Below are 26,988 nucleotides of genomic sequence, written 5' to 3' on the forward strand. Positions count from 1 at the left end.
GGGTTACCCTTTGACTGCGCCCGCCATCAGGCCACGCACGAAGTAGCGGCCGGCGAGGATATAGACGATGAGCGTCGGAACGGCCGCGATCATCGCCGCCGCCATGTTGACATTGTATTCGACCACCCCGGTCGAGGTGTTGACGACATTGTTGAGCGCCACCGTCATCGGCATGGAATCGCCGGTGCCGGCATAGGCCGAGGCAAACAGGAAGTCGTTCCAGATGTTGGTGAACTGGTAGATAACGGTGACAACGATGATCGGCAGCGAGTTCGGCAGCATGATGCGGCGGAAGATCTGGAAGAAGCTGGCGCCATCGACCTGGGCGGCCCTGACCAGTTCGGTCGGAAAGGCCTCGTAGAAATTGCGGAAGAACAACGTCGTGAAGCCGAGGCCGTAGACGACATGGACGAAGACCAGATTGACCGTCGAATTGCCGAAGCCGAAGTTCCAGCCGGTGGCGTTCTGCAGCGTCACCCCGAAGCGGCCGAGCGAGCCGAGGATGGTCGCCATCGGCAGCAGCACCGATTGGAACGGGATGAAGCAGGCAAACAGCATCAGCCCGAACACCAGCGTATGGCCGGGAAAACGCCACTTGGTCAGGACATAGCCGTTCAGCGCCCCGAAGAAGGTGGAGATCACCACCGCTGGCACCACCATCTTGATCGAGTTCCAGAAGTAGCCCTTGATGCCGGCGCAGGTCAGCCCGACGCAGGCCTCGCCCCAGGCCTTGACCCAGGGATCGAAGGTCGGCGCCTCAGGCAGCGCCAGCATGTTGCCGTTCTGGATCTCGTCCATCGTCTTGAACGAGGTCACCAGCATGACGAAGAGCGGCATCAGGTAGAGGACGGCGAAGATGACAAGCAGGCCGTAGATGACGATGCGGCCGATAAAGCGGGCGCTGTTGCCGCGCTCCGCTGCTTCGGCGGCTGCTGCCGATGAGGAGGTGCCGATCGAAGAGGTGACACCGCTCATCGGGCCTTCTCCTTCAGTTCGGAATAGAGATAGGGAACGATGATTGCCGAGATCGTCATCAGCATGATGATGGCGCTCGCCGAGCCGACGGCCATCTCGTTGCGCTTGAAGGTATATTCATACATGAAGTTGGATGGCAGCCAGGCCGAGCCGCCCGGCCCGCCCGAGGTCAGCGCCACCACCAGGTCGTAGGACTTGATCGCCATATGGGCGAGCACGATGAAGGCCGACAGGAAGATCGGTCGCAAGAGCGGGATGATGATGCGCCGATAGAGCTGGAAAGGCGAGGCGCCATCGATCTCAGCCGCCTTCATGATCTCGCCGTCGATGCCGCGAAGCCCGGCCAAAAACATCGCCATGACGAAGCCCGACGCCTGCCAGACACCGGCGATGACGACGGTATAGATGACGAAGTCCTTGTTCTTGATCCAGTCGAAGTGGAAGCTCGTCCAGCCGAAGTGATGCAGGGTCTGCTCCAGCCCGAGGCCGGGATCGAGGAACCACTTCCAGGCCACCCCGGTGACGATGAAGGAAAGCGCCATCGGATAGAGGAAGATCGGCCTGAGCAACCCCTCGCCGCGGATCTTCTGGTCGAGCAGGATGGCGAGCAGCAGGCCGAGCGCCAGACAGATGCCGACATAGAGGAAGCCGAAGATCGCCATATTGGTGATCGATGTGTACCAGGAGGACGGCGGATCGCTCTCGAAGGTCCAGCGCCACAGCCGCTGATAGGCGCGCGCGCCGGTCAGCTGATAGGAGGGGAAGGTCTTGGAATTGGTGAAGGAGAGATAGGCCGTCCAGACGATGAAGCCGTAGACGAAGATCAGCGTGATGACGAAGCTCGGCGCCAGCACGATCTTCGGCAGCGCATCCTGCAGCCGGCTTCGAAGCGAGATCCCGCTCGCCTGCCCCGGCGTCAGAACCGGATCGGTGGTGGCAACTGTGCTCATGATATCATCTCCCTTCCCGCAGGATCGGCCTTGCCGATCCGTCTCCGCCTGCTCGTCGCGGAGTCTGAAGCTTCCCCGCGAAGGCCGCGGGGAAGCATTGTCATCGGCCTCGTCTCAGCGGGCGTCGTCGATCGCCTGGACGAGTTGGGTGACGGCTTCGTCCGAGCTCTTGATCTGGCCGTGGACGAACTTCGAGACGACGTCCTTATAGGCATTGGCGATCGCCGGCGGCGCGCCATAACCTTGGGCCAGCGAACCGAACAGCGTGCCGCCCTCGTTGGCCGCCTTCAGGTCGGCGATGCCCTTCTTGCCGCAGGCGTCGAAGTCGGTGTCGGGAACGTCGGTACGGGCCGGGACCGAACCCTTGACGACGTTGAAGGCCGACTGGAAGCTCTTCGACAGCGTTGCGGTCGCCAGCGCCACCTGGGCCGCCTTGCGGTCCTCGGGAACGTTGAACATGCCGAACATGTCGGAGTTGTAGATGACGCTGCCTTCGGTGCCGGGGAAGCGGTAGCAGAGGAAGTCTTTATCCGGCGTCTTCTTGGCGGCGACGAATTCGCCCTTGGCCCAGTCGCCCATCACCTGCACCAGCGCGTCACCCTTGATGACCATGGCGGTCGCCAGATTCCAGTCGCGGCCGGAGAAGTTCGGATCGACATATTTGACGATCCTGGCGAGGTTGTCGAAGGACTTCTTCATCGTATCCGACTTCAGCGATTCCTCGTCGAGGTCGTTGAAGGCCTTCTTGTAGAACTCCGGTCCGCCGGTCGACAGCACGATGGAATCGAACATCGTCGCTTCCTGCCAGTTCTGGCCGCCGAGCGCCAACGGGATGACGCCTGCGGCCTTGGCCTTGTCGAGCAGGGCGATCAGATCGTCGAAGGTCTTCGGCTGGCTGCCGCCGATCTTGTCCATCACCGCCTTGTTGATCCACAGCCAGTTGACCGAGTGCACGTTAACCGGGGCGGCGACCCACTTGCCGTCATAGACGGAGAACTTCTGAAGTGCGGCCGGCACCGACTTGTCCCAGCCTTCCTTCTTGGCCGTCTCCGTCAGGTCGCCCATGACGCCGGCCTGGGCATAATCGAGCACGGTATAACCCAGCATCTGCGAGGCTGTCGGATAGGTGCCGGCCGCCACCATCGCCTTCAGCGCCGTCATCGCCGCATCACCACCGCCGCCGGCAACCGGAACGTCCTTCCAGGCAAAACCTTCCTTCGACAGATCCTGCTTCAGAACGTTCAAAGCCGCTGCCTCGCCGCCTGACGTCCACCAGTGCAGCATCTGCACTTCCTTCACGTCGGCAGCCTGCGCCGCACCCAAACCAGCCAGCATCACGACAGCGACAGCTGCCGAGCTCATGAACTTGCGCATGAATTTCCTCCCGTTTGAAATCGGCGGCGGGACCCTCCCCGCCACCAGATGCGTCCCGCCATTGCGGCGGTCGGCATGAAGCCGCGCTCCTCCGCGCGGTTAACAATTTAAAACGTTATAAGCCTTTGGTCGTCAAGCCCTTTCTCGACTCCCGAGAAAAATATGATTACTGCAATAACATATTGAATTACATTCAAATAATCCGATTGGATAATAAAGCGTCAAAATTTAAAACGTTTTCATTCCCAGATTGCCCGCCTGAGTCATCGTGTTATTGTATCGGCAATTCCAGCATGGAAAGCCCTAGAGTGACCGAACCGTCCCGGCCGCATCGCGGCGAAAATCTCGATATCACGCACAAGCGCAGCAAGCCGACCTTGCGAACGATCGCGACGATCGCCGGCCTTGCGGTGACAACCGTGTCGAGGGCGCTCTCTGATGCGCCGCAGATCTCTCTTGAAACCCGCCAGCGCGTGCACCGTATTGCCCGCGAGATCGGCTATCTCCCGGATCGGGCGGCGCAGCGTCTGAAGACAGGCCGCACCAACGTCGTCGCCATCCTGCTTGATTCCCACGAGGAGGTGGTCGGCTTCAGCACCTCGATCATGTACGGCATTGCCAAGGCGCTGAAAGAGACGTCCTACCATCTTGTCGTCGCTCCGAACTTCCTGTCGACAACCAATGTCGAAGCCGCCGAATACATCATCCGCAACCACCTGGCCGACGGGCTGATCTTCACCCGGACCGAGCCGCTCGATGCCCGCGTCCGCCTGTTGCTCGAAACCGGCTTTCCCTTCATCTGTCACGGCCGCACGGAATTTTCGACGCAGCATCCCTATGTCGACTACGACAACTTCACCTTTGCCTATGAAGCGACATGCCGGCTGATCGCCAAGGGCCGCACCAAGGTGGCGGTGATCCTGCCGCCGAAACGGCTGACCTTCTGCCAACATATCCTGCACGGCTTCATGACGGCGGTACGGCAGGCCGGCGTCGCCTATGAAATCCCCGAGACCGTCGATCTCGACACGCCGGCGGATGTGCTGCGCGACTTCATCCGCGGCCGCGCCGCCGCGCCGGGGGCTCCCGATGGTTTCATCTGCCCCGGCGAAGTTTCGGCGCTTGCCGTCATCAGCGGCATGAGCGATGCCGGGCAGACACTTGCGGCCGACTACGATATCGTCGCCAAGGAGACATCGCGCCTTCTCACTCAGTTGCAGCCGAAGGTCGATACGATCCATGAGGATCTGACGGCGGCGGGAGAGGATCTCGGCCGCATGCTGCTGCATCGCATCAACAATCCCGACGCGGAGAATTTGCAGCTTCTTCTGCCGCCGCAGATCAACTTTCCGATCGGTCAACGCTAAAACTGTTTTCATGAAGCGTGATTTGGCGTAGAAGCGCGCGTGTAATCCGGTCGCAGCCCACCCGGTCAAAACAAGGGAATCCAAAATATGAAAACCATCGTCGTCTGCTCCGGCGGACTCGACTCCGTTTCGCTTGCCCACAGGATGGCGGCGGAAGAGCAGCTTATCGGTCTCGTCTCCTTCAACTATGGCCAGCGGCATCGCAAGGAACTCGACTTTGCCGCCCGATGCGCCGCGCGCCTTGCCGTCCCCCATCATATTATCGACATCGCCGCCATCGGCGGCCATCTCAGCGGATCGGCCCTGACCGACAATGTCGAGGTTCCGGACGGCCACTACGCCGAGGAAACCATGAAGGCCACCGTGGTACCCAACCGCAATGCCATCATGCTGGCCATCGCCTTCGGCCTGGCCGCCGCGCAGAAAGCGGATGCGGTCGCCGTCGCCGTGCATGGCGGCGATCACTTCATCTATCCCGACTGCCGGCCGGGCTTTATCGATGCTTTCCAGCGGATGCAGAACGAAGCGCTGGACGGTTATGCCAGCGTCAAGCTGCTCGCACCCTATGTCGAGATTTCCAAGACTGACATCGTGGCCGATGGCGCAAAACACGGCACGCCTTTCGCGGAAACCTGGTCCTGTTACAAGGGCGGCAGTCTCCATTGCGGGCGCTGTGGAACCTGCGTCGAACGCCGCGAAGCCTTCCACCTTGCCGGTGTCGCCGATCCGACGGAATACGAGGATCGCGACTTCTGGAAAGCGGCGGTGTCGCAATTTGCCGCGACGGAGGTGCGTTGATGTACCGCATCACCAAGGAATTTCATCTCTCCGCCTCGCATCAGTTGGATCATCTGCCGGCCAATCATCAATGTGCCCGGCTCCACGGTCACAACTATATCGTCGTCATCGAACTTTCTGCCGAAACCCTGAATGACGACGGCTTCGTTCGCGACTATCACGACCTCTCGCCGCTCAAAAGCTATATCGACGAGACTCTCGATCATCGACATCTGAACCACGTGTTCGGTCATTCGAAAGTCACCTCCGAGTTCCTGGCCAAGCACTTCTACGACTGGTGCAAGCAGCGCTTCCCCGAGACTTCGTCCGTCCGCGTCAGCGAAACGCCGAAGACCTGGGCGGAGTACAGACCATGAGCGCGGAGACCATCCGCGTCAGCGAGATCTTCGGTCCGACCATACAGGGCGAAGGCGCATTGATCGGCCTGCCGACGGTGTTCGTCAGGACGGGCGGTTGCGACTATCGCTGCTCCTGGTGCGATAGCCTTCATGCAGTTGATAGCGCGTTCAGGGATCAATGGATGCCGATGTCTGTCGAGGCGATCTGGCAGGAGGTCACCAGGCTTTCCGGAAGCAGACCGCTGACGGTTTCCCTTTCGGGGGGCAATCCGGCGATCCAGCCGCTGGGGCCGCTGATCGAACTCGGCCATGCCAAGGGATACCGCTTCGCGCTGGAAACTCAGGGAAGTGTCGCCCGGAACTGGTTTCGCGATCTCGATACGCTGGTCTTGAGTCCCAAGCCGCCGTCGAGCGGAATGCAGACAGACTGGGAGCAGGTCGACAATTGTCTTCGGCTGTCCGCCGGCGGACCGGAGATCGCTTTGAAAATCGTCGTCTTCGACGATGCTGATTATGCGTTCGCCCGAGAGGCGGGCGAGCGCTATCCCTATATTCCCCTGTACCTTCAGCCGGGCAACCATACACCGCCGCCCCCCGATGACGACGACGCGCGCATCGATATCGACGGCGTGATGGATCGCATGCATTGGCTTGTCGAGAAGGTGACAGTCGACCAATGGTTTGCGCCGCGCGTCCTGCCGCAGCTGCACGTGCTGCTTTGGGGAAACAAGCGCGGCGTCTGACACTGCCTGAGCCTACCGCTCCGGAAAAGCAAAGACATCGACAGGCTCTCCGAGCCCGCGCAACGGGAAGGTGCCGAGACTGTCCATGTCTTTGGCGCAGCCCGCCATTTCGACGAAGGCCCGCGACAAGAGCACCGGCCGCTTGACCTCCTTGGTCAGGCTTTCCAGCCTCGAGGCGACATTGACCGCCGGGCCGATGACGGTGAAATCCAGCCGCCGGCGCGAGCCGATATTGCCGTACATGACATCACCGACATGCACACCGACGCCGTAGCGCAGCGGTTCCCGTCCCGTGCGCAGGTGCTCCTCGTTCAGCTCGGCCATCGACGCCTGCCCTTCGCGGATCGCCTGCAGCAGATCGAGGCAGGCCGTCTCCTTGGCTAGCGGGAAGATCGCCAGCAGCCCGTCTCCCATGAACTTCAGGATTTCCCCGCCATGTCGTTCGATCGGATCCGACATGGCGTCGAAATAATCGTTCAGCAGGTGGATGACGTCATCACGCGGCCAGAGATCGGAGATCGCCGTGAAATCGCGCAGATCGCAGATCATGATGGCCGCGCCGACGGTCGCGCCGCTGCCGCGGGTCGTGACACCTGACAGGATATGCTCGCTCGCGTGCGGTCCCACATAGGTCTGCAGCAGCGTGCGTGCCATGATGTTCTTCAGCCTGATCTCGCTGACCAGGGTCAGCGCCGGCAGGAGATCGCGCAGGAAATCGGTATGCTCGCCCGTAAAACCACCCGGCCGAGATGTGGAAAATGTCACGACGTGACGTTTTCCGAAAGTATGCTCGATCGGCCAGGCGATGTATTCCGTGAGGCCGTCGTCGCGCAATTCCTGAAAGAGACTATCTTCGTCGTCTTCGGCTGCACCTTCCAACTGTTTGCGAAACTCCTCCGCACCCTGATGGATCGCGTTAACCGGGCTCTTCAAGAATTCCGGCGTGGTTTCGACACCATAGGCGAATGTGTCGATTTTCGCTTCCGCCATGCCCTCTTTCCAAAGAATGCGGGCGCCGATCCATTGCGGATGGTTAGTCCTGAAATGCAGCGTCGCGCGCGCCACCGGCACCCCCGCTGCCAAAAGCTTCTCGCACATTGCCACCAGGATGTTGTCGATGAAGCGCTCGCCGCGCGTCTCGTTCACCAGCCAGTCGAGGATCCGCCTCCGGCGGATCGGCCAGGCGCCGTCATCCGTTTCAACGGCAGCCCCGGCCTTGTTCAAAAAAGAGGACATAGAAACCCCACTACGCCGCATCACCGACGAACACCGAATTCATTTTCCGTGAATGTGGTCGATGGCGAAGCAAATGATAAGGGGAGACTGCAATTAAGTCTCAGAAATCCCAGTCCTCGTCTTCGGTGGCCACGGCCTTGCCGATGACATAGGAGGACCCCGAGCCGGAGAAGAAGTCGTGGTTCTCGTCGGCATTCGGCGACAGCGCCGACAGGATCGCCGGATTGACCTTGCAGGCTTCGGCCGGAAACAGTGCTTCGTAGCCGAGGTTCATCAGCGCCTTGTTGGCATTGTAGTGGAGGAACTTCTTGACGTCCTCGCTCAGCCCGACTCCGTCATAGAGCGCTTCGGTATATCTCGCCTCGTTATCGTAGAGGTCGAGCAGCAGGTCGAAGGCGAAATCTTTGATCTCCTGACGGCGCTCTTCGGAAAGCCGTTCCAGCCCGCGCTGATATTTGTAACCGATATAATAGCCGTGCACCGCCTCGTCCCGGATGATGAGCCGGATCATATCGGCCGTGTTGGTGAGTTTGGCGCGGCTCGACCAGTACATCGGCAGATAGAAGCCGGAATAGAACAGAAAACTTTCCAGGAAGACGCTGGCGACCTTCTTCTTCAAAGGGTCGCCGGAGGCATATTGCTCCATAACCAGCGCTGATTTGCGCTGAAGAAATTCATTCTCCTCGGACCAGCGATAGGCATCATCGACATCAGGCGTCGAGCACAGCGTAGAGAAGATCGAGGAATAGGAACGGGCATGCACCGCTTCCATGAAGGAGATGTTGGAAAGCACCGCCTCCTCATGCGGCGTCACCGCATCCTCCATCAGCCTGATGGAACCGACACCGTTCTGGATCGTGTCGAGCAGCGTCAATCCGGTGAAGACCCGAATGGTCAGCTGCTGCTCGGCCGCCGTCAGCGTCGCCCAGGAAGGGATGTCGTTCGACAGCGGCACCTTTTCCGGCAGCCAGAAATTGCCGGTGAGGCGATTCCAGACCTCGAGATCCTTGTCGTCCTCGATGCGATTCCAGTTGATGGCGCGCACGCGCGAGGCTGCCTTGAGTTGTATGTTCATAAGGTGGTCCTCTTGAGGAATGTATCCGGATTTGCCCCTCATCCGCCTGCCGGCACCTTCTCCCCGCTTGCGGGGCGAAGGGGGTATGCCGCACCCTTATCCGTCTTTATTGCCGGCTCGTGTGGCGAGTCCCCTCTCCCCGTCAGAACGGGGAGAGGGTTAGGGTGAGGGGCAGTGCTCACAAGCGAAATCAAATCACAACGTACACGACACACACCCCTGCACTTCCGTACCCGAAAGTGCCATCTGGCGAAGGCGGATGTAGTAGATCGTCTTGATGCCCTTCTTCCAGGCGTAAATCTGCGCCCTATTGATGTCGCGCGTCGTCGCCGTATCACGGAAGAACAGGGTCAGCGACAGGCCTTGGTCGACATGCTGGGTTGCTGCCGCATAGGTGTCGATGATCTTCTCCGGCCCGATCTCGTAGGCGTCCTGATAGTAGTCGAGATTGTCATTGGTCATGAACGGCGCCGGATAATAGACGCGGCCGATCTTTCCTTCCTTGCGGATCTCGATCTTCGAGACGATCGGATGGATCGAGGAAGTCGAGTGGTTGATATAGGAGATCGAGCCCGTCGGCGGCACCGCCTGCAGGTTCTGGTTATAGAGGCCTGAGGCCATCACCGCCTTTTTCAGCGCCACCCAGTCTTGCTGTGTCGGAATATGGATGCCTGATTTGTCGAACAACGCCTGCACCTTTTCGGTGGCCGGCTTCCATTCCTGCTCGGTATATTTGTCGAAATAGTCACCTGAAGCGTATTTCGAATTCTCGAACCCCTTGAAGCTCACACCACGCTCGACCGCCAGACGATTGGAGGCACGCAGCGCGTGATAGGTCACCGCATAGAAATAGATGTTGGTGAAATCGACGCCTTCCTCAGAGCCATAGAAGATGCGTTCGCGGGCGAGGTATCCGTGCAGGTTCATCTGCCCGAGGCCGATCGCATGGCTCTCGTCATTGCCTTTCTCGATCGAAGGAACCGAGGAGATATTGCTCATATCGGACACCGCTGTCAGCGCCCGGATCGAGGTCTCGATCGTCTTGCCGAAGTCGGTCGAATCCATCGCCGCAGCAATGTTCAGCGAGCCGAGATTGCAGGAAATATCCCTGCCGAGATGCTTGTAGGAAAGGTCGTCATGATAGTCGCTCGCCTCGCTCACCTGCAGTATCTCCGAGCAGAGGTTGCTCATGGAGATGCGCCCGGCAATCGGGTTCGAGCGGTTCACCGTGTCCTCGAACATGATGTAAGGGTAGCCGCTTTCGAACTGGATTTCGGCGATGACCTGGAAGAATTCGCGCGCCTTGATCTTCTTCTTCGAGATGCGGGCGTCCGCCACCATTTCCCGGTACTTCTCCGTCACCGAAATCTCGGTGAAAGGCACGCCGTAGACCCGTTCCACGTCGTAGGGCGAGAACAGGTACATGTCCTCATTGTTCTTGGCGAGTTCGAAGGTGATGTCGGGCACGACAACGCCGAGCGACAGCGTCTTGATGCGGATCTTCTCATCGGCGTTTTCACGCTTGGTGTCGAGAAAGCGCATGATATCGGGATGATGGGCGTTCAGATAAACCGCACCCGCCCCCTGGCGCGCACCGAGCTGATTGGCATAGGAGAAGCTGTCTTCCAGGAGCTTCATGACGGGGATGATGCCGGAGGACTGGTTTTCGATCTGCTTGATCGGCGCGCCCGCCTCGCGGATATTGGTCAGCGACAGGGCCACGCCGCCGCCGCGTTTCGACAACTGCAGCGCCGAATTGATCGACCGGCCGATCGATTCCATGTTGTCCTCGACGCGCAGCAGGAAACAGGAAACGAGTTCGCCGCGCTGCTTCTTGCCGGCATTGAGGAAGGTGGGCGTTGCCGGCTGGAAGCGGCCGGAAATGATCTCGTCGACTATGTCGCGAGCAAGGGCCTCATCGCCGCGCGCCAAAGCCAGCGCCACCATGCAGATGCGGTCTTCGTAGCGCTCGAGATAGCGCTTTCCGTCGAAGGTCTTCAGCGTATAGCTGGTGTAATATTTGAAAGCCCCGAGGAAGGTAGGAAACCGGAATTTCTTGCCATAGGCCTGATCGAACAGGTCGCGGACGAAATTGAAGGAATACTGGTCGAGAACCTCCTGCTCGTAATAGCCCTCCGCGACGAGGTAATCGAGCTTTTCCCGAAGATTGTGAAAGAACACGGTGTTCTGGTTCACATGCTGCAGGAAATATTGCTTGGCCGCCACGCGATCCTTGTCGAGCTGGATCTTTCCCTCGTCGTCGTAGAGGTTCAGCATCGCGTTCAGTGCATGATAGTCGAGTGTTTCGGCCGCTTTCAGCGGTTTTGCGCCCGCGTCCCGCGTCAGATTTGTTCCCGTGTCCAAAATCGTCCCATCCCGTCTTTGACATTGGCGATATCCTCGGCAGTTCCCATGAGCTCGAACCTGTAGAGGTACGGCACCTGGCACTTCTTCGAGATGACATCGCCGGCGAGCCCATAGGTCTTGCCGAAATTGCTGTTGCCCGCAGCAATCACGCCGCGGATGTTGGAGCGGTTTTCCGCCTCGTTGAGGAAGCGGATCACCTGCTTGGGCACGGCCCCCTTGCCGCCGTCACCGCAATAGGTAGGCGAGATCAGCACATAGGGTTCGCGAATGTGGATGGCCTCAGCGCCGAGGGGAATGCGCGCCGCGCGCAATCCCAGCTTCTCGACGAAACGATGGGTGTTCCCGGATCGGCTGGAATAATAGACGATCAGCCCCACTCCTTTTCTCCGGTCAGGAGAGCGCGCTGATCATGTCGGGGCGGAAGCCCGCCCAATGCTGCTCGCCGGCAACGACGACCGGAACCTGCATGTAGCCCATGCCACGCACGCGATCGAGCGCTTCGGCATCCTCGGAAATATCGACGATCTCATAATCCACGCCCAGGCGATCGAGGGCGCGGTAAGTGGCCGTGCATTGGACACAGGCCGGCTTGCTGTAAACGGTAACGCTCATCATGTTCCTCGTGAAGTCAATGAATTCAGGACGCAGGACTGGGATCGGGCGCCATGCGGCGTCCGGGGAAATGCTTGATAGTGATCTGGCAAGGTTGGCGCTTTAAACGCCTGACTTGGTCCCTCGCAGGATGTGCGCGGGCGCCGGCCTTGATGCTCTCGACATGACTTCAAACCCCGAAGTGCTCATGCGGTCGTTCGGGGCAGCGCAACAGCGCGGATCATTCCGCTGCATGCACGCGACCTTCCGGACACCCCGCCCGTGGACGTTTCATTCAAGGCAGGTCTCCTGGCTCACGGGTCGAAGCACCTGCCCAGCCTTCCCGAGGCATCATGCCCCAGTGACCCGAAATCGGACAGTTGCTCTCCGCTCACAGTTGCGGGGGCAGCTCCGGCCTTGCCCCACCCTCATGGCGAGACGCACCGTATTCCCGTCTTAGCCCGCGATCCTCACGAATCGAAGGAACCTTGAACACTAGATATAGTACGCGAATCGAAATTCACGTCAACGGATGGTTTGTGCGTTGCGTTACGGCAGGTTTGAAATCACTGCGTTCCTGTGAAAAACATGGATAATGAAGGCTTAAACAAAACGAACTGTGGAGAAGGCCTGAACGACGAGAGCCGGCCTGTAGCCGGCTCTGCGGTTTTCGATTCCGGATCGGCCCTAATCGGCGCTCCGAAGAGGAAAGGATTTATTCCTCTACGCGGAGCAGCCTGAGCGCGTTGATCGTAACCAGCACGGTGGCTCCGGTATCGGCGAGAATCGCCGGCCAGAGCCCGGTGATCCCGATGATCGTGGTCACCAGGAAGACAGCCTTCAGCCCGAGTGCAATGATGATATTCTCGAGGATATTGCGCATCGTCCGCTGCGAAAGCGCGATCATTCGCGCCACGTCGCCAACGCGCCCGTGCAGCACGGCGGCATCGGCCGTCTCCAGCGCCACATCGGTGCCGCCGCCCATGGCGATACCGATGTCGGCGGCGGCGAGCGCCGGCGCGTCGTTGATGCCGTCGCCGACCTTGGCGACTATGAAGCCCTTGCGCTTCAATTCGCCGACGACCCGCTGCTTGTCCTCGGGCATCGTCTCGCCCCGCCAGTCGATGCCGAGCATGTCTGCGACCGCTGCCGCCGTCCGCTTGTTGTCGCCGGTCAGCATCATCGCCTTGACACCGGCCAATTTGAGCGCCGAGAGCCCGGCCGCGGCGTCCTCGCGCGGCTCGTCGCGCATGGCGATCAGGCCAGACGCAGCGCCATTGACGAGCAGCACCGACACGCTCTTGCCCTCATCATTGAGCCCTGCAATACGCGCCTCCTGTTCCGCGTTAAGTGCCGCCCGCTCGCGGGCGGCTGGCGGCGACAAGAGATCAACTGCCTCGCCGCCGATTTTGCCGGTGACACCCTTGCCCGGCAGCGCTTCCAGCTCGAAGGCGGGTGGCACGGGCACGCCGTCCGCCTTGGCGCGGTGGAGAATCGCCTGTGCCAGCGGATGGCTGGAGCCCTGCTCGAGCACCGCCGCGCGCGACAGGAGCTGCGCCTCACCCAATCCAAAGGAAAGGATGTCGGTCACCCGAGGCTTGCCTTCCGTCAGCGTGCCCGTCTTGTCGAAGGCGACCATCGTCACCTTGCCGAGCGTCTCCAGGACCGCACCGCCCTTCATCAGCAGCCCGCGCCTCGCGCCCGCCGACAGCGAAGCCGCGATCGCCGCCGGCGTCGAGATGACGAGGGCGCAAGGGCAGCCGATCAGCAGGATGGCAAGACCCTTGTAGATCCACTCACTCCACGCGCCGCCGAAGAACGGCGGCGGAACGACCGCGACCAGCGCGGCAACGACGACCACACCCGGCGTGTAGTAGCGCGAAAACCGCTCGATGAAGCGCTCCGTCGGCGCCTTCGATTCCTGCGCTTCTTCCACCAGCTTGACGACGCGGGCGATAGTATTGTCGGCAGCAGCCGCCGTGACGCGAACCCTCAGCACCGCATCGCCATTGACCGTACCGGCATAGACCACGGCGTCGACGCCCTTGCGCACCGGCGTGCTCTCGCCCGTCACCGGAGCCTCGTCGATCGCGCTCTCGCCTGATACGATGACGCCGTCGGCAGAGATGCGATCGCCGGGGCGAACCATGATAACCGTGCCGACGGCAAGGCTTTCAGCCGGCACCTCTCGCATCTGCCCATTGTCTTCGAGCAGCGCGGTCTTCGGCACCAGGGCCGTCAGCGACTGTATGCTTTCACGCGCCTTGCCCGCCGCCACGCCTTCGAGCAACTCGCCGACGAGAAACAGGAATACGACCGTCGCCGCTTCCTCGCCGGCATTGATGATAACAGCGCCGACGGCGGCGATCGTCATCAGCATCTCGATCGAGAACGGCGTGCCGGAGAATGCCGCCATGACAGCGCGCCGCGCGATCGGAGCCAGACCGACCAGCATGGCGACGATGAAGGCGTAGGACGCGACCGCCGGCACCAGATGGCCGACGGCATAGGCGGCAACGAGCGCCGCACCCGAAAAAATGGTCAGCCGGCCCTTCCTGCTCCGCCACCAGGGACCGGTCATCGGTGCATCGTCGTGCCCATGCGAGCCTTCGATTTCCTTCTCGTCATGGGCATGGTCGTGATCATGCCCGGCATGGTCGTGATCTCCATGGCCATGAGCGGCATGATCGTGATGATGGTGCCGGCGGTCTTCACGCGCAGGCGTCGCATTTCCGGCAAAGGGCGAAACGGAATAACCAAGCCCCGTCACCTTCTTCTCGACCGCCTTGAGATCGCTGCTGCCGTCATGCCGGATGGTCATGGTGCCTGTCACCACCGAGACTGAGACATCGGCAACGCCTGCTATGCGCCTGACTGCGGTATCGATCTTGCTCGCGCAGGCGGCGCAATCCATGCCACCGACCCTGTATCGTGTCTCGCTCGTCTCAGCCATATCCGCTTCCTTGTCAAACAGAAGCATCCCTCCTACATCCTCTAGCGACTAGAGGTGCAAGAGAAAAATCATGAAAAAGATCACGATTGGCGAGGCGGCCCGCCGGAGCGGCGTCAAAGTGCCGACGGTGCGCTATTACGAGAGCATCGGCCTGCTTGCGGCCCCGAGCCGCAGCGAAGGCAACCAGCGATCCTTCGAACCTGCCGAGATCAGCCGCCTTGCTTTCATCCGCCACGCGCGCGAGCTCGGTTTCGAGATCGAGGCAATCCGCACGCTGCTCACGGTGCAGGATGATCCGAACCAGTCCTGCGCCTCGGCCGACGCCATCGCCAAGGCTCGCCTCGTTGAGGTTGAGCAGCGCATCCGCAGCCTGATGGCTCTGAAGGCCGAGCTGGAAATGATGGTGGAGGGCTGCGGCCACGGCCGCGTCGACCAGTGCCGCGTCATCGAGATTCTCGCCGACCATGGTCAATGCACGCATTCTCACCATTGACGAACCTGCACCCTTGCAGGTGAGCGGCGGCCGCGCCAAAACTGCGCCGGAAGGAATCGGGCGAAGACATCATGAGCCAGAAACGGATTGCAGTCATCGGTGGCGGCCCCACGGGTCTTGCGGCTGCCGAGCTGCTTTCGCTCTCCGGCCATGCTGTGGCGATCTACGACGCCATGCCGACCTTCGCCCGCAAGTTCCTGCTGGCCGGCAAGTCGGGCCTCAACATCACCCATTCCGAGGATTATGCCCGTTTCGTTACGCGCTTCGGAACGGCTTCAGCCCGTCTGCGTCCCGCTCTCGACGCCTTTACTCCCGGTGATATCAGGGATTGGGCCGCAGGGCTCGGCACCGAGACCTTCGTCGGCTCCTCCGGCCGGGTTTTCCCCAAGGTGATGAAGGCTTCTCCTTTGCTGCGTGCCTGGCTCAAGCGGCTTGAAGAGCGGGGTGTTGCGTTGCGCACCCGCCATCGCTGGACCGGCCTTGTCGAAGACGGTTACGTTTTCGAAACGCCGGAAGGGCGTAGCATCGTCCATTGCGACGCCGCCCTGCTGGCGCTTGGCGGCGCAAGTTGGCCGCGCCTTGGCTCGGATGCCGCCTGGCTGCCCTGGTTGGCCCAGAGGGGCGTCGAGATCGCTGCTTTCCGGCCCGCCAATTGTGGCTTCGTCGTCGACTGGAGCGCCGGCTTCAGCGCGCGTTTCGCCGGCGAGCCCGTCAAGTCGGTCACCGCCACATCCGAAGCCGGCACCTTTCCCGGCGAGTTCGTCATCACCGGCAGCGGCATCGAAGGCAGCTTGGTCTACGCCCATGCGGCCAGCCTCCGCGACCGGCTGCTGCACCACGGCAGCGCTGCCCTGACGCTCGACCTCGCCCCGGGCCGGACGATCGAAAGGCTGGCGCGCGATTTGACGCGGCAGGACACCAGGTCGAGCTTTTCAAACCGCCTGCGCAAGGGTGCCGGGCTTGAAGGCGTCAAGGCGGCATTGCTGCGCGAACTCGCGCCGGACCGCGACCGAGCCGATCCCGAACGTCTCGCCGGCGTGATCAAGGCTCTGCCGGTACCGGTTCTCGATACAAAGCCGATTGCCGAGGCGATCTCCTCTGCAGGTGGCATCCGCTGGACCAGCATCAACGAAGACTTCATGCTGAAGGCGCTGCCCGGCACCTTCGTCGCCGGTGAGATGCTCGACTGGGAGGCGCCGACCGGCGGCTATCTCCTCACCGCCTGTCTGGCGACCGGCCGTGCAGCCGGGCGCGGCATCGAGGCTTGGTTGCCGCGATAGATGCCGGTGATCCTGAACCAGATCTAGATCAATGAATGGCGCATATTGTCATGGCAGGATCGCTGACACTTTTCAGCATCTTGCCCATCGGGCAAGGGGAGGATGGCGGTCGAAGCGCAATTGCAAACCCACCGCTTTTCCATCAGACTATGCTGAAGTTCCTGGGGAGGAGCAGATGCACGAACAGTCAGCACATGCGGAGCATGTCTACACCTCCGCGCAGCGCAATTCCGCCGCCGCGAGTTCTCCGATCGTCGCGTCCTGGCGGCGATGCATGACCATGCATCGCCTCGTCCCCGAGGACGAGCGCGGGCCGATGCGTCTGACCGACCGGGAATTTCTTGACGCTCGCAAACAGTCCGAACAGCTGATCGCCGGCGCAGCCGAGGAACTTGACCGCCTCTTCACCACGGTCGGCAAGGCCGGCTGCTGCATTCTTCTGACGGACAGGAAGGGCATCGCGCTGGAGCGCCGGGGCTCTGCCGGCGACGACAAGGATTTCCACGATCTTGGCCTCTGGACCGGTTCGGTATGGACCGAGGCGAGCATGGGCACCAACGGCATTGGAACCGCCCTTGCCGACGAGCGCTCCGTCGCCATTTTTCGGGATCAACATTTCTTCTGCTCGAATATCCGCCTGAGTTGCACGACGGCCCCGATCCGCGATCATCGCGGCGAACTCGCCGCTGCCCTCGACATCTCGACCTGCCGCGACGAGGTCAACGAGATGACGCTAGCGATCCTCACCCAGACCGTGCGCGACGCGGCGATGCGCATCGAGCTCAATCTCTTTCGATCGGCCTTTGCCGGCGCCCGTTTCCTGATGGTCCCCACGAGCGCCAATTCCGCGGCCGCCCTGCTTGCTGTTGACAGGCACGACCTTGTCCTCGGCGCCACCCGTGCCGCCCGGATCGCGCTGCAATTGGACGACAAACGGATCGCGGCCGGCATCCCCGCCGCCGATGCGCTCCATGAAGCCGCCGTCTCACAACAGGAAGAGATTGTCGAAGCCGAAAAAGCGGCCTTGCTGCGCGCGCTATCGCGCACCAGCGGCAATGTCTCGCAGGCTGCGATCGCCCTCGGGATCAGCCGCGCCACGCTCCACCGAAAGATGAAGAAATTAGGCCTGCATTAAACCAGGCTCCGGCGGTTCCATAGGACATCGCAATCAAAACGCGACCCTGTCGCATGTCTGCGACAGGGTGCGCTGCGGTATTGATCCTCCACCCTGTTCCCTTCGGCAAAACGCGCACATTTTGCTCCCACTGGTTCGATTGGAACCTGGACCATCAAGGGAGGATGACATGCTTCATCAGAAAATCGTGGAATCGCCGTTCAAGCTGAAATACGGCAACTATATCGGCGGTGAATGGCGCGAGCCGGTCGAAGGCAGATACTTTGAAAACGTGACGCCGGTCACAGGCGGCAAACTCTGCGACATCCCACGCTCCGATGAAAAGGACATCAATCTCGCGCTCGACGCGGCCCATGCGGCCAAGGAAAAATGGGGCCGCACGTCCGCCGCCGAGCGCTCCAATATCCTCATGAAGATCGCCCAGCGCATGGAAGACAAGCTGGAACTGCTTGCCCAGGCAGAGACCTGGGACAATGGCAAGCCGATCCGCGAAACCACGGCGGCCGACATTCCGCTGGCGATCGACCACTTCCGCTACTTCGCCTCTTGCATCCGCGCCCAGGAAGGTTCGATCGGCGAGATCGACCATGATACCGTCGCCTATCACTTCCACGAGCCGCTCGGCGTCGTCGGCCAGATCATTCCGTGGAACTTCCCGATCCTCATGGCGACGTGGAAGCTGGCGCCGGCACTTGCCGCCGGCAACTGCGTCGTGCTGAAGCCGGCCGAACAGACCCCCGCTTCGATCCTGCTCTGGGCCGAACTCGTCGGCGACCTCCTGCCGCCCGGCGTGCTCAACATCGTCAACGGCTTCGGTATCGAGGCCGGCAAGCCGCTCGCGACCAGTCCCCGCATCGCCAAGATCGCCTTTACCGGCGAAACGACGACCGGCCGGCTCATCATGCAATATGCCAGCCAGAACCTCATTCCGGTCACTCTGGAACTCGGCGGCAAATCCCCGAACATCTTCTTCGCCGATGTGATGGCCGACGACGACGATTTCCTCGACAAGGCGCTCGAGGGCTTTGCGATGTTCGCCCTCAACCAGGGCGAAGTCTGCACCTGCCCGAGCCGCGCCCTCGTCCAGGAATCGATCTACGACCGCTTCATGGAAAAGGCCGTCAAACGCGTCGAGGCGATCAAACAGGGCAACCCGCTCGATCCGCAAACGATGATCGGCGCCCAGGCATCTACGGAGCAGCTTGAGAAGATACTCGCCTATCTCGACATCGGTAAGCAGGAAGGCGCCCAGGTTCTGGCCGGCGGCTCGCGCAACGATCTCGGCGGCGAATTGGCGAGCGGCTATTACGTCAAGCCGACGATCTTCAAGGGCCACAACAAGATGCGGGTGTTCCAAGAGGAGATCTTCGGACCTGTGGTCTCGGTCGCGACCTTCAAGGATGAGAAGGAGGCGCTCGAAATCGCCAACGACACGCTCTACGGTCTCGGCGCCGGCGTCTGGAGCCGCGACGCCAATCGCTGCTACCGTTTCGGCCGCGAGATCCAGGCGGGCCGCGTCTGGACCAACTGCTACCATGCCTACCCCGCCCACGCCGCCTTCGGCGGCTACAAGCAATCCGGCATCGGTCGCGAAACTCACAAAATGATGCTCGAGCATTACCAGCAGACCAAGAACATGCTGGTCAGCTACAGCCCGAAGGCGCTCGGTTTCTTCTGAGATGTTTTCATATGGGAGAGGTTCAAAACCCCTCCCCACAAGGGGAGCGGCTTATAATGCCGCTCCACCAGCTTTCCCTACCGAAGTCTCGGCAAGGCGATACATCGCTTTTAGAACGAGGCAGTCCAACAAGTTAAGTCCCTCCCCCTTGTGGGGAGGGGTCGGGGAGGGTTTCTTTCTTCCCCCAAACTTTAGGAGGAAGAACCATGGAAACGACCGTCGACGGCGAACCGCGTGTTCTCGCAACCGATGCGGCCCTTGATCTGATTGCAGAAATCAAGCGGGACCATCCCGATATCCTCTTCCACCAGTCCGGCGGCTGCTGCGACGGCTCTTCACCGATGTGTTATCCTGCCAATGAATTCATGGTCGGCGACAGCGACGTCAAGCTCGGCGAGATCGGCGGCGTGCCGGTCTATATCAGCGCCAGCCAGTTCGAAGCATGGAAACACACGCAGCTCATCATCGACGTCGTGCCGGGCCGCGGCGGCATGTTCTCGCTCGACAACGGCCGCGAGAAACGCTTTCTCACCCGTTCCCGTCTCTTCGGCGGCGGCGAGACCTGTGCTGTCCCCGATGCGACGGTCAGGACGGTCTGATACCTGCCGCGCGATGGAGTGGAGGGTTTTGAGAAGACACATGCGGAAGCGGATCTGATAGCGCCATTGTCGTGGTGCTCATCTACTTCCGGCCGAGAATTTCGCCTGTGGTATTCGCATAGTACCTGCTGCTCGGCGGTCTTTGTTAATCTTCGCTCTGTTGGTTTCAAAGGAGGATGCGATGCCAGCTTCTAAGATCCTGATGATCACGGGTGACTTCACCGAAGATTATGAAACGATGGTGCCGTTTCAAACGCTGCTCGCCTGCGGCTATACGGTCGACGCCGTCTGCCCCGGCAAGAAGGCGGGTGAGACTGTCGCCACTGCCATTCACGATTTCGAGGGCGATCAGACCTACTCGGAAAAGCGAGGTCATAATTTCGCGCTGAACGCCACTTTCGACAGCGTGCGGGCGGAGGATTACGATGCCCTGGTCATCCCCGGCGGTCGCGCGCCGGAATATCTTCGCCTCAATGCCGACGTCATCAAATCGGTCCGGCATTTCTTCGATGCCGGAAAACCCGTTGCAGCCATCTGCCACGGCGCACAGCTGCTTGCCGCCGCTGGCGTGCTGAAGGGCCGCACCTGCTCGGCCTATCCCGCCTGCCGGCCGGAAGTCGAACTTGCCGGCGGCATTTACGCAGATATTTCCGTCACTGATGCGGTCTCGGACGGCAACCTTGTCACGGCGCCTGCCTGGCCCGCGCATCCCTCCTGGCTGCGGCAGTTCATGGCCGTACTCGATGCCTCGTCAATACCCGAGACCAACGCCGCTTGACGAGGCCGCACCGAGAGGACGACATGTGTGAGCTCTTCATCAAGGCGAATGCGCGGCTGTGGGAAAGCACCACCCGATCGCTGCGCATCGACGGCATGGTCACCAGCGTGAGGCTGGAGAACTTCTTTTGGTCGAAGCTCGAGGAAATTGCGCGGCGCGACGGCATGAACGTCGTGCAGTTGATTACCCGGCTGCACCATGAATCGATCGATGCCGGCCATGATCTCGGAAACTTCACGTCCTTCCTGCGCGTCTGCTGCGCTCGCTATCTCGACCTGCAGCTCACCGGTGACATCCCGGCAGATGTCACCCGCCCGATCTCCGAGTTGGATGCGCCGGACATTCTCGGCCGCGAACGGGAAAAATATCACTGAATCCCAACGCGACGGAGTTGGATGATGACGGGCGGAGCTCACTGCTCCGCCAACGTTCTCAAGATACCTGACTGGCGCGGTTGCGCAGGGGTTGCGTTGCGGCGCAGCCTGGACCAACAATGCGCGGCGTCCAGCAACGGCACCGTCAGGAGATCACTTGCCATGAACGACCAGAAAGCCGTGATCGTGACGGGAGCCGGCGGCAACCTCGGCAGCGCCGTTGTCCGGGAGCTTGCCGGCGCCGGCGTGAAACTCGTCTGCATGAACCGTTCGAGCCAGGAGCTGGAAACTTTAGCCGGCGAACTTCCCGCGTCCACTGAGTTTCTATCGATTGCCGGAACGGATCTCACCGATTACGCCTCCTGCGCTGCCGCCGTCGCCCGAGCCGTTAAGCGCTTCGGCGGCGTAGGCGCACTGGTCAACACCGTCGGCGGGTTTCAGATGGGGCCGGTCGGGCCGGAAGCCCCGGCGCAATGGGATACCATGATGACGGCAAACGCCCGCACCGCGCTGACGATCAGCGCGGCGGTTCTCCCGACGATGAAGACTGCGGGCTACGGCCGTATTGTACACGTCGCTGCGATGCCCGGCCTGAAAGCCGGCCCTAACCAGGCCGCCTATGCGGCCTCGAAAGCTGCCGTGATCCGGCTGACGGAAGCGCTTGCTGCCGAATGCCGCGACGACCGCATCACCGCCAATTGCATTCTGCCCGGCACGATCGATACACCCGAGAATCGTGCAGCCATGCCCAATGCAAAAACCGATGCCTGGGTGTCGCCGCAATCGATCGCCCGGCTCATCGCCTTCCTGATTTCGCCCGCCGCAGCCGTTGTCACCGGCGCAGCTATCCCGGCAACCGGCCGGGAATAACAAAGTCTTGCTTGGCTTACAGCGCCCGCGCCTGAGGCAGAGCCATCTGGCGTGAGGAACGGTCCTTTTGTATTCTGGGTGGCGACAAGGGCCGGGATTAGGGGGCGAGCTTGTTTCAATGAAAAGGCGAGATGGCTTCTGCATGAAGGTAGGCGGTCCGGTTTTCGGACCCATTGTTCGATTCCTGTCATGTGGCGGGTAGGATAGCGGGCGGGACACGATGGTGTTGATGATCGCATTGCGGCGGAATCTGCGGAAATGCGGTGGTCTCGATGACTGACAGGCCTGCAGTGCGCGTCGCGGGCGGGATCGGCCTGCGCGAGGAGTGGTTCCTCGGCGTCAGCGTCACAACCAGCCTGATATTCCTCGCATTTCCGGAGCAACTCTTCCGGCGGCTTTCCGATCCGCTTTGGTTCGCCGCGGTGTTCGGATGGTTGTTTGCCGTCGTTCTCGGTTCCGCCCTATCTGTCGTACGGCACGCGGATCGTCTGGCCGAGCGGTTGAAGGAGCCGTACGGCACGCTCATTCTGACCCTCGCCATAACCTCGATCGAAGTCATGGCGATCTCCGCCGTCATGATTCACGGCGAGAACAATCCCACGCTTGCGCGCGACACTCTCTTTGCGGTCGTCATGATCATCCTCAATGGCATGGTCGGCCTGTCATTGCTGCTGGGGGCGTGGCGGCGGCCGGAACAACAGCATAATCTCCAGGGCGCCAACGCCTATCTCGGCGTCATCGTGCCGCTGGCGACGCTCAGCCTCGTCATGCCCACATTTCTAGCCGGTCCGGACGGCCAGCATCCATCGGCGCCGCGACAATTGATACTGGGCATCATCTCGGTCGGCCTTTACGCAACATTCCTGTTTCTCCAGGCTGGCCGCCATCAGGATTATTTCACCACCGATCGCCATCGCCATGAGCATCCCGGCGAACAGACCCTTTCGCACCGGCCGGTCTGGCCGCATGCCGCTCTGCTCTTCGCCTATATGGGTCCGGTGGTCTTTCTGGTCGAACAGCTTGCGCGGCCGATCGATTACATCATCGAAACCCTGCATGCCCCGACCGCGTTCGGCGGCGTTGTCATGGCCGTCCTCGTCGCGACGCCGGAGGCGATCAGTGCCGTGCGCGCATCCATCGCCGACAATCTTCAGCGCTCCGTCAATATCTTTCTGGGTTCGGTCTTGTCGACGATCGGACTGACCGTGCCGGCGATGCTCGCCGTCAGCCGTCTTTACGGACACCCGGTCACCCTTGGGCTGGAACACGGTGATCTGGTGATGCTCCTGCTCACCCTTGCCGTCAGCATCATCACCTTTGCCAGCGGTCGCACGCATCTGATGCAGGGTGCGGTCCATCTCGTGCTTTTTCTGGCCTACGTTCTGTTGATTTTCCAGCAATGATATCCGGCATGCGGGAACGGACCGGCGAAGATGAAGTCTTTGCGCCGGCGATAGCTGATTGTGATGTTGCGGGGAGATAAAGGGTACTTTGGTTGCGGGCGAAGGATCTGGGTTTTCTGTCTCGCGGCGTCGGCTTCGCCTGCTTGCAGACCGCTGACTAGGCGTTAACTCCTCGACCCGCTGCCAGAAACGCAAAAACCCGCCATGAGGCGGGCTTATTGCGTGTTTTGTTTATGGAAGGTTTGGTTGCGGGGGCAGGATTTGAACCTGCGGCCTTCAGGTTATGAGCCTGACGAGCTACCGGGCTGCTCCACCCCGCGTTATTTTATTCCGGACTGTCTGAGCCCGGGAGCGATGACAGGCGTAGCCTGACGAGGTGAGGCCGTTAAGAGATCGATCCGGTGGATCGATCTTAGGCCGAACGGGCTGCTCCACCCCGCGGACTGATTATAACACGAAAGGCCGCTTTGTGGGCGGCCTTTTGTTTCGGCTTTGGGCCGTTGGCTTGTGATTGAGAAGATATTATCAACTGAGTTGCGATTTGCAGACCTGGCAGCGACCTACTCTCCCGCGTCTTAAGACGAAGTACCATGGGCGCAGGGGCGTTTCACGGCCGTGTTCGGAAAGGGAACGGGTGCAGCCACCCCGCCATAACCACCAGGTCGGCAAAGCGCAACTTGTTGTTTGAGAAGCTGGTGCAGGCCGAAGGCCTGGTTGTTTAAACACGTCAAAGGCTCAAACCGGACAAACACTTGCGTGTTTGCCGGGCCCGTCGCAAAGGCTGACGCCTTCGCTCTGTCGGGACGACCGCTTAGCGGTCGCCCTGAGATGAGCATGAACAATGAGAACGATCAAGCCGATCGAGCTATTAGTACCGGTAAGCTTCATGCGTTGCCGCACTTCCACACCCGGCCTATCAACGTGGTCGTCTTCCACGGCTCTGATAGGGAACACTCGTTTTCAGGTGGGTTTCCCGCTTAGATGCCTTCAGCGGTTATCCCGTCCATATATAGCTACCCTGCTATGCCCTTGGCAGGACAACAGGTCCACCAGAGATATGTCCATCCCGGTCCTCTCGTACTAGGGACAGATCCTGTCAATATTCCTACACCCACGGCAGATAGGGACCGAACTGTCTCACGACGTTCTGAACCCAGCTCACGTACCGCTTTAATTGGCGAACAGCCAAACCCTTGGGACCTGCTCCAGCCCCAGGATGCGATGAGCCGACATCGAGGTGCCAAACAACCCCGTCGATATGGACTCTTGGGGGTCATCAGCCTGTTATCCCCGGCGTACCTTTTATCCGTTGAGCGATGGCCCTTCCACGCGGGACCACCGGATCACTATGACCGACTTTCGTCTCTGCTCGACTTGTCAGTCTCGCAGTCAGGCGGGCTTATGCCATTGCACTCGACGACCGATTTCCGACCGGTCTGAGCCCACCATCGCGCGCCTCCGTTACTCTTTCGGAGGCGACCGCCCCAGTCAAACTACCCACCATACACTGTCCCGGACCCGGATGACGGGCCGCGGTTAGACATCCATGACGATAAGGGTGGTATTTCAAGGATGGCTCCACGGAAACTGGCGTCCCCGCTTCAAAGCCTACCACCTATCCTACACATGCCGACACGAATGCCAGTGTAAAGCTATAGTAAAGGTGCACGGGGTCTTTCCGTCTGACCGCAGGAACCCCGCATCTTCACGGGGAATTCAATTTCACTGAGTCTATGTTGGAGACAGCGGGGAAGTCGTTACGCCATTCGTGCAGGTCGGAACTTACCCGACAAGGAATTTCGCTACCTTAGGACCGTTATAGTTACGGCCGCCGTTTACTGGGGCTTCGATTCAAAGCTTGCACCTCTCCTCTTAACCTTCCAGCACCGGGCAGGCGTCAGACCCTATACGTCGTCTTGCGACTTCGCAGAGCCCTGTGTTTTTGATAAACAGTCGCTACCCCCTGGTCTGTGCCACCCCATCATAGTTGCCTAAAATGGGGTCACGCTTCTTCCGAAGTTACGCGTGCAATTTGCCGAGTTCCTTCAACATAGTTCTCTCAAGCGCCTTGGTATACTCTACCTGACCACCTGTGTCGGTTTCGGGTACGGTCTATACGGTGGAGCTATTTCCTGGAACCGCTCCGCTGCCCTGATAATCCAATAAACCAGAACAACTTGTGCAATCCGTCACTACCACCAGGCCCACGAATATTAACGTGGTTCCCATCGACTACGCGTGTCCGCCTCGTCTTAGGGGCCGGCTAACCCTGCTCAGATTAACTTTAAGCAGGAACCCTTGGTCTTTCGGCGAGAGGGTCTCTCACCCTCTTTATCGTTACTCATGTCAACATTCGCACTTCCGATACCTCCAGGAGCCCTCACGGGTCTCCCTTCATCAGCTTACGGAACGCTCCGCTACCACTTGCATTGCTGCAAATCCTCAGCTTCGGTGCATGGCTTCAGCCCCGTTACATTTTCGGCGCAAAGACCCTTATTTAGACCAGTGAGCTGTTACGCTTTCTTTAAATGATGGCTGCTTCTAAGCCAACATCCTGGTTGTTTTGGGATCCTCACATCCTTTCCCACTTAGCCATGACTTGGGGACCTTAGCTGGAGGTTAGGGTTGTTGCCCTTTTCACGACGGACGTTAGCACCCGCCGTGTGTCTGCCGAGTAGTACTCCCCGGTATTCGGAGTTTGGTTAGGATCAGTAAGACGGTGAGTCCCCATAGCCCATCCAGTGCTCTACCCCCGGGGGTATTCGCTCGACGCTCTACCTAAATAGATTTCGCGGAGAACCAGCTATTTCCGAGTTTGATTGGCCTTTCACCCCTAGCCACAAGTCATCCCAATCTATTGCAACAGATGCGGGTTCGGTCCTCCAGTTGGTGTTACCCAACCTTCAACCTGCTCATGGCTAGATCACTCGGTTTCGGGTCTAATGCAACAAACTATATCGCCCTGTTCAGACTCGCTTTCGCTGCGCCTACACCTACCGGCTTAAGCTTGCTTGTTACACTAAGTCGTTGACCCATTATACAAAAGGTACGCCGTCACCCTTGCGGGCTCCGACTGTTTGTAGGCATCCGGTTTCAGGTTCTATTTCACTCCCCTTGTCGGGGTGCTTTTCACCTTTCCCTCACGGTACTTGTTCGCTATCGGTCATGCACGAGTACTTAGGCTTGGAGAGTGGTCTCCCCATGTTCAGACAGGATTTCTCGTGTCCCGCCCTACTCTAGGACAATCGTGATATCTACGCGTACGGGGCTGTCACCCACTACGGCCGCACTTTCCAGAGCGTTCCACTTTAATCACAATTGCCACTGGCCTGGTCCGCGTTCGCTCGCCACTACTTGCGGAGTCTCGGTTGATGTCCTTTCCTGCAGGTACTTAGATGTTTCAGTTCCCTGCGTTCGCTTCTTACACCCTATGTATTCAGGTGCAGATACCTTATCACAATGCTTGGAAAGATAAGACGATCAGCAGATCGTCTTAAATTTTCCAAGCATTTAAGGTGGGTTGCCCCATTCGGAGATCCATGGATCAAAGCTCATTCGCAGCTCCCCACGGCTTTTCGCAGCGTATCACGTCCTTCATCGCCTGTGCATGC

The 26,988-nt window shown here is 60.2% G+C and carries 22 protein-coding genes, 1 tRNA gene, 2 rRNA genes and 1 riboswitch (1 of these 26 only partly in view); of the genes, 13 read left to right on the plus strand and 12 right to left on the minus strand.

Going from position 1 to position 26,988, the window contains the following annotated elements; translation table 11 throughout:
• Nucleotides 1-3: 3 nt before the first annotated feature.
• From NMA58_RS18080 to NMA58_RS18090, 3 genes are all read right to left on the minus strand, one after another.
• Nucleotides 4-975 (minus strand): carbohydrate ABC transporter permease, encoded by a 972-nt coding sequence (locus NMA58_RS18080; RefSeq protein WP_434711508.1) that lies wholly within the window; start codon nucleotides 973-975, stop codon nucleotides 4-6.
• Nucleotides 972-1,925, minus strand: a complete 954-nt coding sequence (locus NMA58_RS18085; RefSeq protein ID WP_085777845.1) for a carbohydrate ABC transporter permease — start codon at nucleotides 1,923-1,925, stop codon at nucleotides 972-974. The genes NMA58_RS18080 and NMA58_RS18085 overlap by 4 nt, the downstream gene beginning before the upstream one ends.
• 114 nt (nucleotides 1,926-2,039) lie before the next feature.
• Nucleotides 2,040-3,299, minus strand: coding sequence for an ABC transporter substrate-binding protein (locus NMA58_RS18090; RefSeq protein WP_434711509.1), 1,260 nt, complete (start codon nucleotides 3,297-3,299; stop codon nucleotides 2,040-2,042).
• A 308-nt stretch (nucleotides 3,300-3,607) separates the two neighbouring features.
• Between NMA58_RS18090 and NMA58_RS18095 the strand changes: the two genes are divergently transcribed.
• From NMA58_RS18095 to queE, 4 genes are all read left to right on the plus strand, one after another.
• Nucleotides 3,608-4,666, plus strand: a complete 1,059-nt coding sequence (locus tag NMA58_RS18095; protein ID WP_183706457.1) for a LacI family transcriptional regulator — start codon at nucleotides 3,608-3,610, stop codon at nucleotides 4,664-4,666.
• 87 nt (nucleotides 4,667-4,753) lie between these two features.
• Nucleotides 4,754-5,464, plus strand: a complete 711-nt coding sequence (gene queC, locus NMA58_RS18100; RefSeq protein WP_430961051.1) for a 7-cyano-7-deazaguanine synthase QueC — start codon at nucleotides 4,754-4,756, stop codon at nucleotides 5,462-5,464.
• A complete protein-coding gene (gene queD / locus NMA58_RS18105) occupies nucleotides 5,464-5,820 on the plus strand; it encodes a 6-carboxytetrahydropterin synthase QueD (RefSeq protein WP_430961050.1) in 357 nt (118 codons plus the stop codon). The genes queC and queD overlap by 1 nt, the downstream gene beginning before the upstream one ends.
• The gene (gene queE / locus NMA58_RS18110; protein WP_097601760.1) at nucleotides 5,817-6,545 is read left to right on the plus strand and encodes a 7-carboxy-7-deazaguanine synthase QueE; all 729 of its coding nucleotides are present in this window, start codon (nucleotides 5,817-5,819) and stop codon (nucleotides 6,543-6,545) included. The genes queD and queE overlap by 4 nt, the downstream gene beginning before the upstream one ends.
• A 12-nt stretch (nucleotides 6,546-6,557) precedes the next feature.
• Here the strand turns inward: queE and NMA58_RS18115 are convergent, their stop codons facing one another.
• The 6 genes from NMA58_RS18115 to NMA58_RS18140 all read right to left on the minus strand — a co-directional run bounded on the left by NMA58_RS18115 (nucleotide 6,558) and on the right by NMA58_RS18140 (nucleotide 14,767).
• The gene (locus NMA58_RS18115) at nucleotides 6,558-7,781 is read right to left on the minus strand and encodes an adenylate/guanylate cyclase domain-containing protein (RefSeq protein ID WP_430961049.1); all 1,224 of its coding nucleotides are present in this window, start codon (nucleotides 7,779-7,781) and stop codon (nucleotides 6,558-6,560) included.
• Between the two features lie 100 nt (nucleotides 7,782-7,881).
• Complete coding sequence (nrdF, locus tag NMA58_RS18120) at nucleotides 7,882-8,856, minus strand: class 1b ribonucleoside-diphosphate reductase subunit beta (RefSeq protein ID WP_434711510.1); 975 nt, start codon at nucleotides 8,854-8,856, stop codon at nucleotides 7,882-7,884.
• 195 nt (nucleotides 8,857-9,051) lie between these two features.
• Complete coding sequence (nrdE, locus tag NMA58_RS18125; protein ID WP_434711511.1) at nucleotides 9,052-11,220, minus strand: class 1b ribonucleoside-diphosphate reductase subunit alpha; 2,169 nt, start codon at nucleotides 11,218-11,220, stop codon at nucleotides 9,052-9,054.
• Complete coding sequence (gene nrdI / locus NMA58_RS18130) at nucleotides 11,199-11,600, minus strand: class Ib ribonucleoside-diphosphate reductase assembly flavoprotein NrdI (protein ID WP_434711512.1); 402 nt, start codon at nucleotides 11,598-11,600, stop codon at nucleotides 11,199-11,201. Before nrdI ends, nrdE begins: the two co-directional genes overlap by 22 nt.
• A 13-nt stretch (nucleotides 11,601-11,613) precedes the next feature.
• On the minus strand, nucleotides 11,614-11,835 hold the full coding sequence (nrdH, locus tag NMA58_RS18135) for a glutaredoxin-like protein NrdH (RefSeq protein WP_085779585.1): 222 nt from the start codon (nucleotides 11,833-11,835) through the stop codon (nucleotides 11,614-11,616).
• Between the two features lie 261 nt (nucleotides 11,836-12,096).
• Nucleotides 12,097-12,320, minus strand: a riboswitch (cobalamin riboswitch).
• A 209-nt stretch (nucleotides 12,321-12,529) separates the two neighbouring features.
• On the minus strand, nucleotides 12,530-14,767 hold the full coding sequence (locus NMA58_RS18140; RefSeq protein ID WP_434711513.1) for a heavy metal translocating P-type ATPase: 2,238 nt from the start codon (nucleotides 14,765-14,767) through the stop codon (nucleotides 12,530-12,532).
• 70 nt (nucleotides 14,768-14,837) lie between these two features.
• Here NMA58_RS18140 and NMA58_RS18145 point away from each other — a divergent pair, with 70 nt between their 5' ends.
• The 9 genes from NMA58_RS18145 (at nucleotide 14,838) to NMA58_RS18185 (ending at nucleotide 23,377) form a co-directional block, all read left to right on the plus strand.
• Nucleotides 14,838-15,260 (plus strand): MerR family transcriptional regulator, encoded by a 423-nt coding sequence (locus tag NMA58_RS18145; protein ID WP_434711514.1) that lies wholly within the window; start codon nucleotides 14,838-14,840, stop codon nucleotides 15,258-15,260.
• 71 nt (nucleotides 15,261-15,331) lie between these two features.
• Nucleotides 15,332-16,540, plus strand: coding sequence for a TIGR03862 family flavoprotein (locus tag NMA58_RS18150; protein WP_097601756.1), 1,209 nt, complete (start codon nucleotides 15,332-15,334; stop codon nucleotides 16,538-16,540).
• Nucleotides 16,541-16,715: 175 nt separating this feature from the next.
• Nucleotides 16,716-17,675 carry a helix-turn-helix domain-containing protein gene (locus tag NMA58_RS18155; RefSeq protein WP_434711515.1) on the plus strand — a complete coding sequence of 320 codons (960 nt, stop codon included), beginning with the start codon at nucleotides 16,716-16,718 and terminating at the stop codon, nucleotides 17,673-17,675.
• 169 nt (nucleotides 17,676-17,844) lie between these two features.
• Nucleotides 17,845-19,353 (plus strand): aldehyde dehydrogenase, encoded by a 1,509-nt coding sequence (gene adh, locus NMA58_RS18160; protein ID WP_434711516.1) that lies wholly within the window; start codon nucleotides 17,845-17,847, stop codon nucleotides 19,351-19,353.
• 206 nt (nucleotides 19,354-19,559) lie between these two features.
• Complete coding sequence (locus NMA58_RS18165) at nucleotides 19,560-19,952, plus strand: DUF779 domain-containing protein (RefSeq protein WP_434711517.1); 393 nt, start codon at nucleotides 19,560-19,562, stop codon at nucleotides 19,950-19,952.
• Nucleotides 19,953-20,133: 181 nt separating this feature from the next.
• Nucleotides 20,134-20,730 carry a DJ-1/PfpI family protein gene (locus NMA58_RS18170; RefSeq protein ID WP_430961040.1) on the plus strand — a complete coding sequence of 199 codons (597 nt, stop codon included), beginning with the start codon at nucleotides 20,134-20,136 and terminating at the stop codon, nucleotides 20,728-20,730.
• 23 nt (nucleotides 20,731-20,753) lie between these two features.
• On the plus strand, nucleotides 20,754-21,104 hold the full coding sequence (locus NMA58_RS18175; protein WP_085779593.1) for a ribbon-helix-helix domain-containing protein: 351 nt from the start codon (nucleotides 20,754-20,756) through the stop codon (nucleotides 21,102-21,104).
• 162 nt (nucleotides 21,105-21,266) lie between these two features.
• The gene (locus NMA58_RS18180) at nucleotides 21,267-21,974 is read left to right on the plus strand and encodes an SDR family NAD(P)-dependent oxidoreductase (protein ID WP_434711518.1); all 708 of its coding nucleotides are present in this window, start codon (nucleotides 21,267-21,269) and stop codon (nucleotides 21,972-21,974) included.
• Nucleotides 21,975-22,246: 272 nt separating this feature from the next.
• Nucleotides 22,247-23,377, plus strand: a complete 1,131-nt coding sequence (locus NMA58_RS18185) for a calcium:proton antiporter (protein ID WP_434711519.1) — start codon at nucleotides 22,247-22,249, stop codon at nucleotides 23,375-23,377.
• A 243-nt stretch (nucleotides 23,378-23,620) separates the two neighbouring features.
• On the opposite strand, the gene NMA58_RS18190 is transcribed toward NMA58_RS18185, so the two are convergent.
• From NMA58_RS18190 to NMA58_RS18200, 3 genes are all read right to left on the minus strand, one after another.
• Nucleotides 23,621-23,697 (minus strand) — tRNA-Met (locus NMA58_RS18190).
• 227 nt (nucleotides 23,698-23,924) lie between these two features.
• Nucleotides 23,925-24,039 (minus strand): 5S ribosomal RNA (gene rrf, locus NMA58_RS18195).
• Nucleotides 24,040-24,224: 185 nt separating this feature from the next.
• Nucleotides 24,225-26,988, minus strand: a 23S ribosomal RNA gene (locus NMA58_RS18200) (it continues 36 nt past the right edge of the window).

Origin of the sequence: Rhizobium sp. YTUHZ045, from assembly GCF_051124255.1 — a bacterium.
Classification (GTDB): Bacteria; Pseudomonadota; Alphaproteobacteria; order Rhizobiales; family Rhizobiaceae; genus Rhizobium.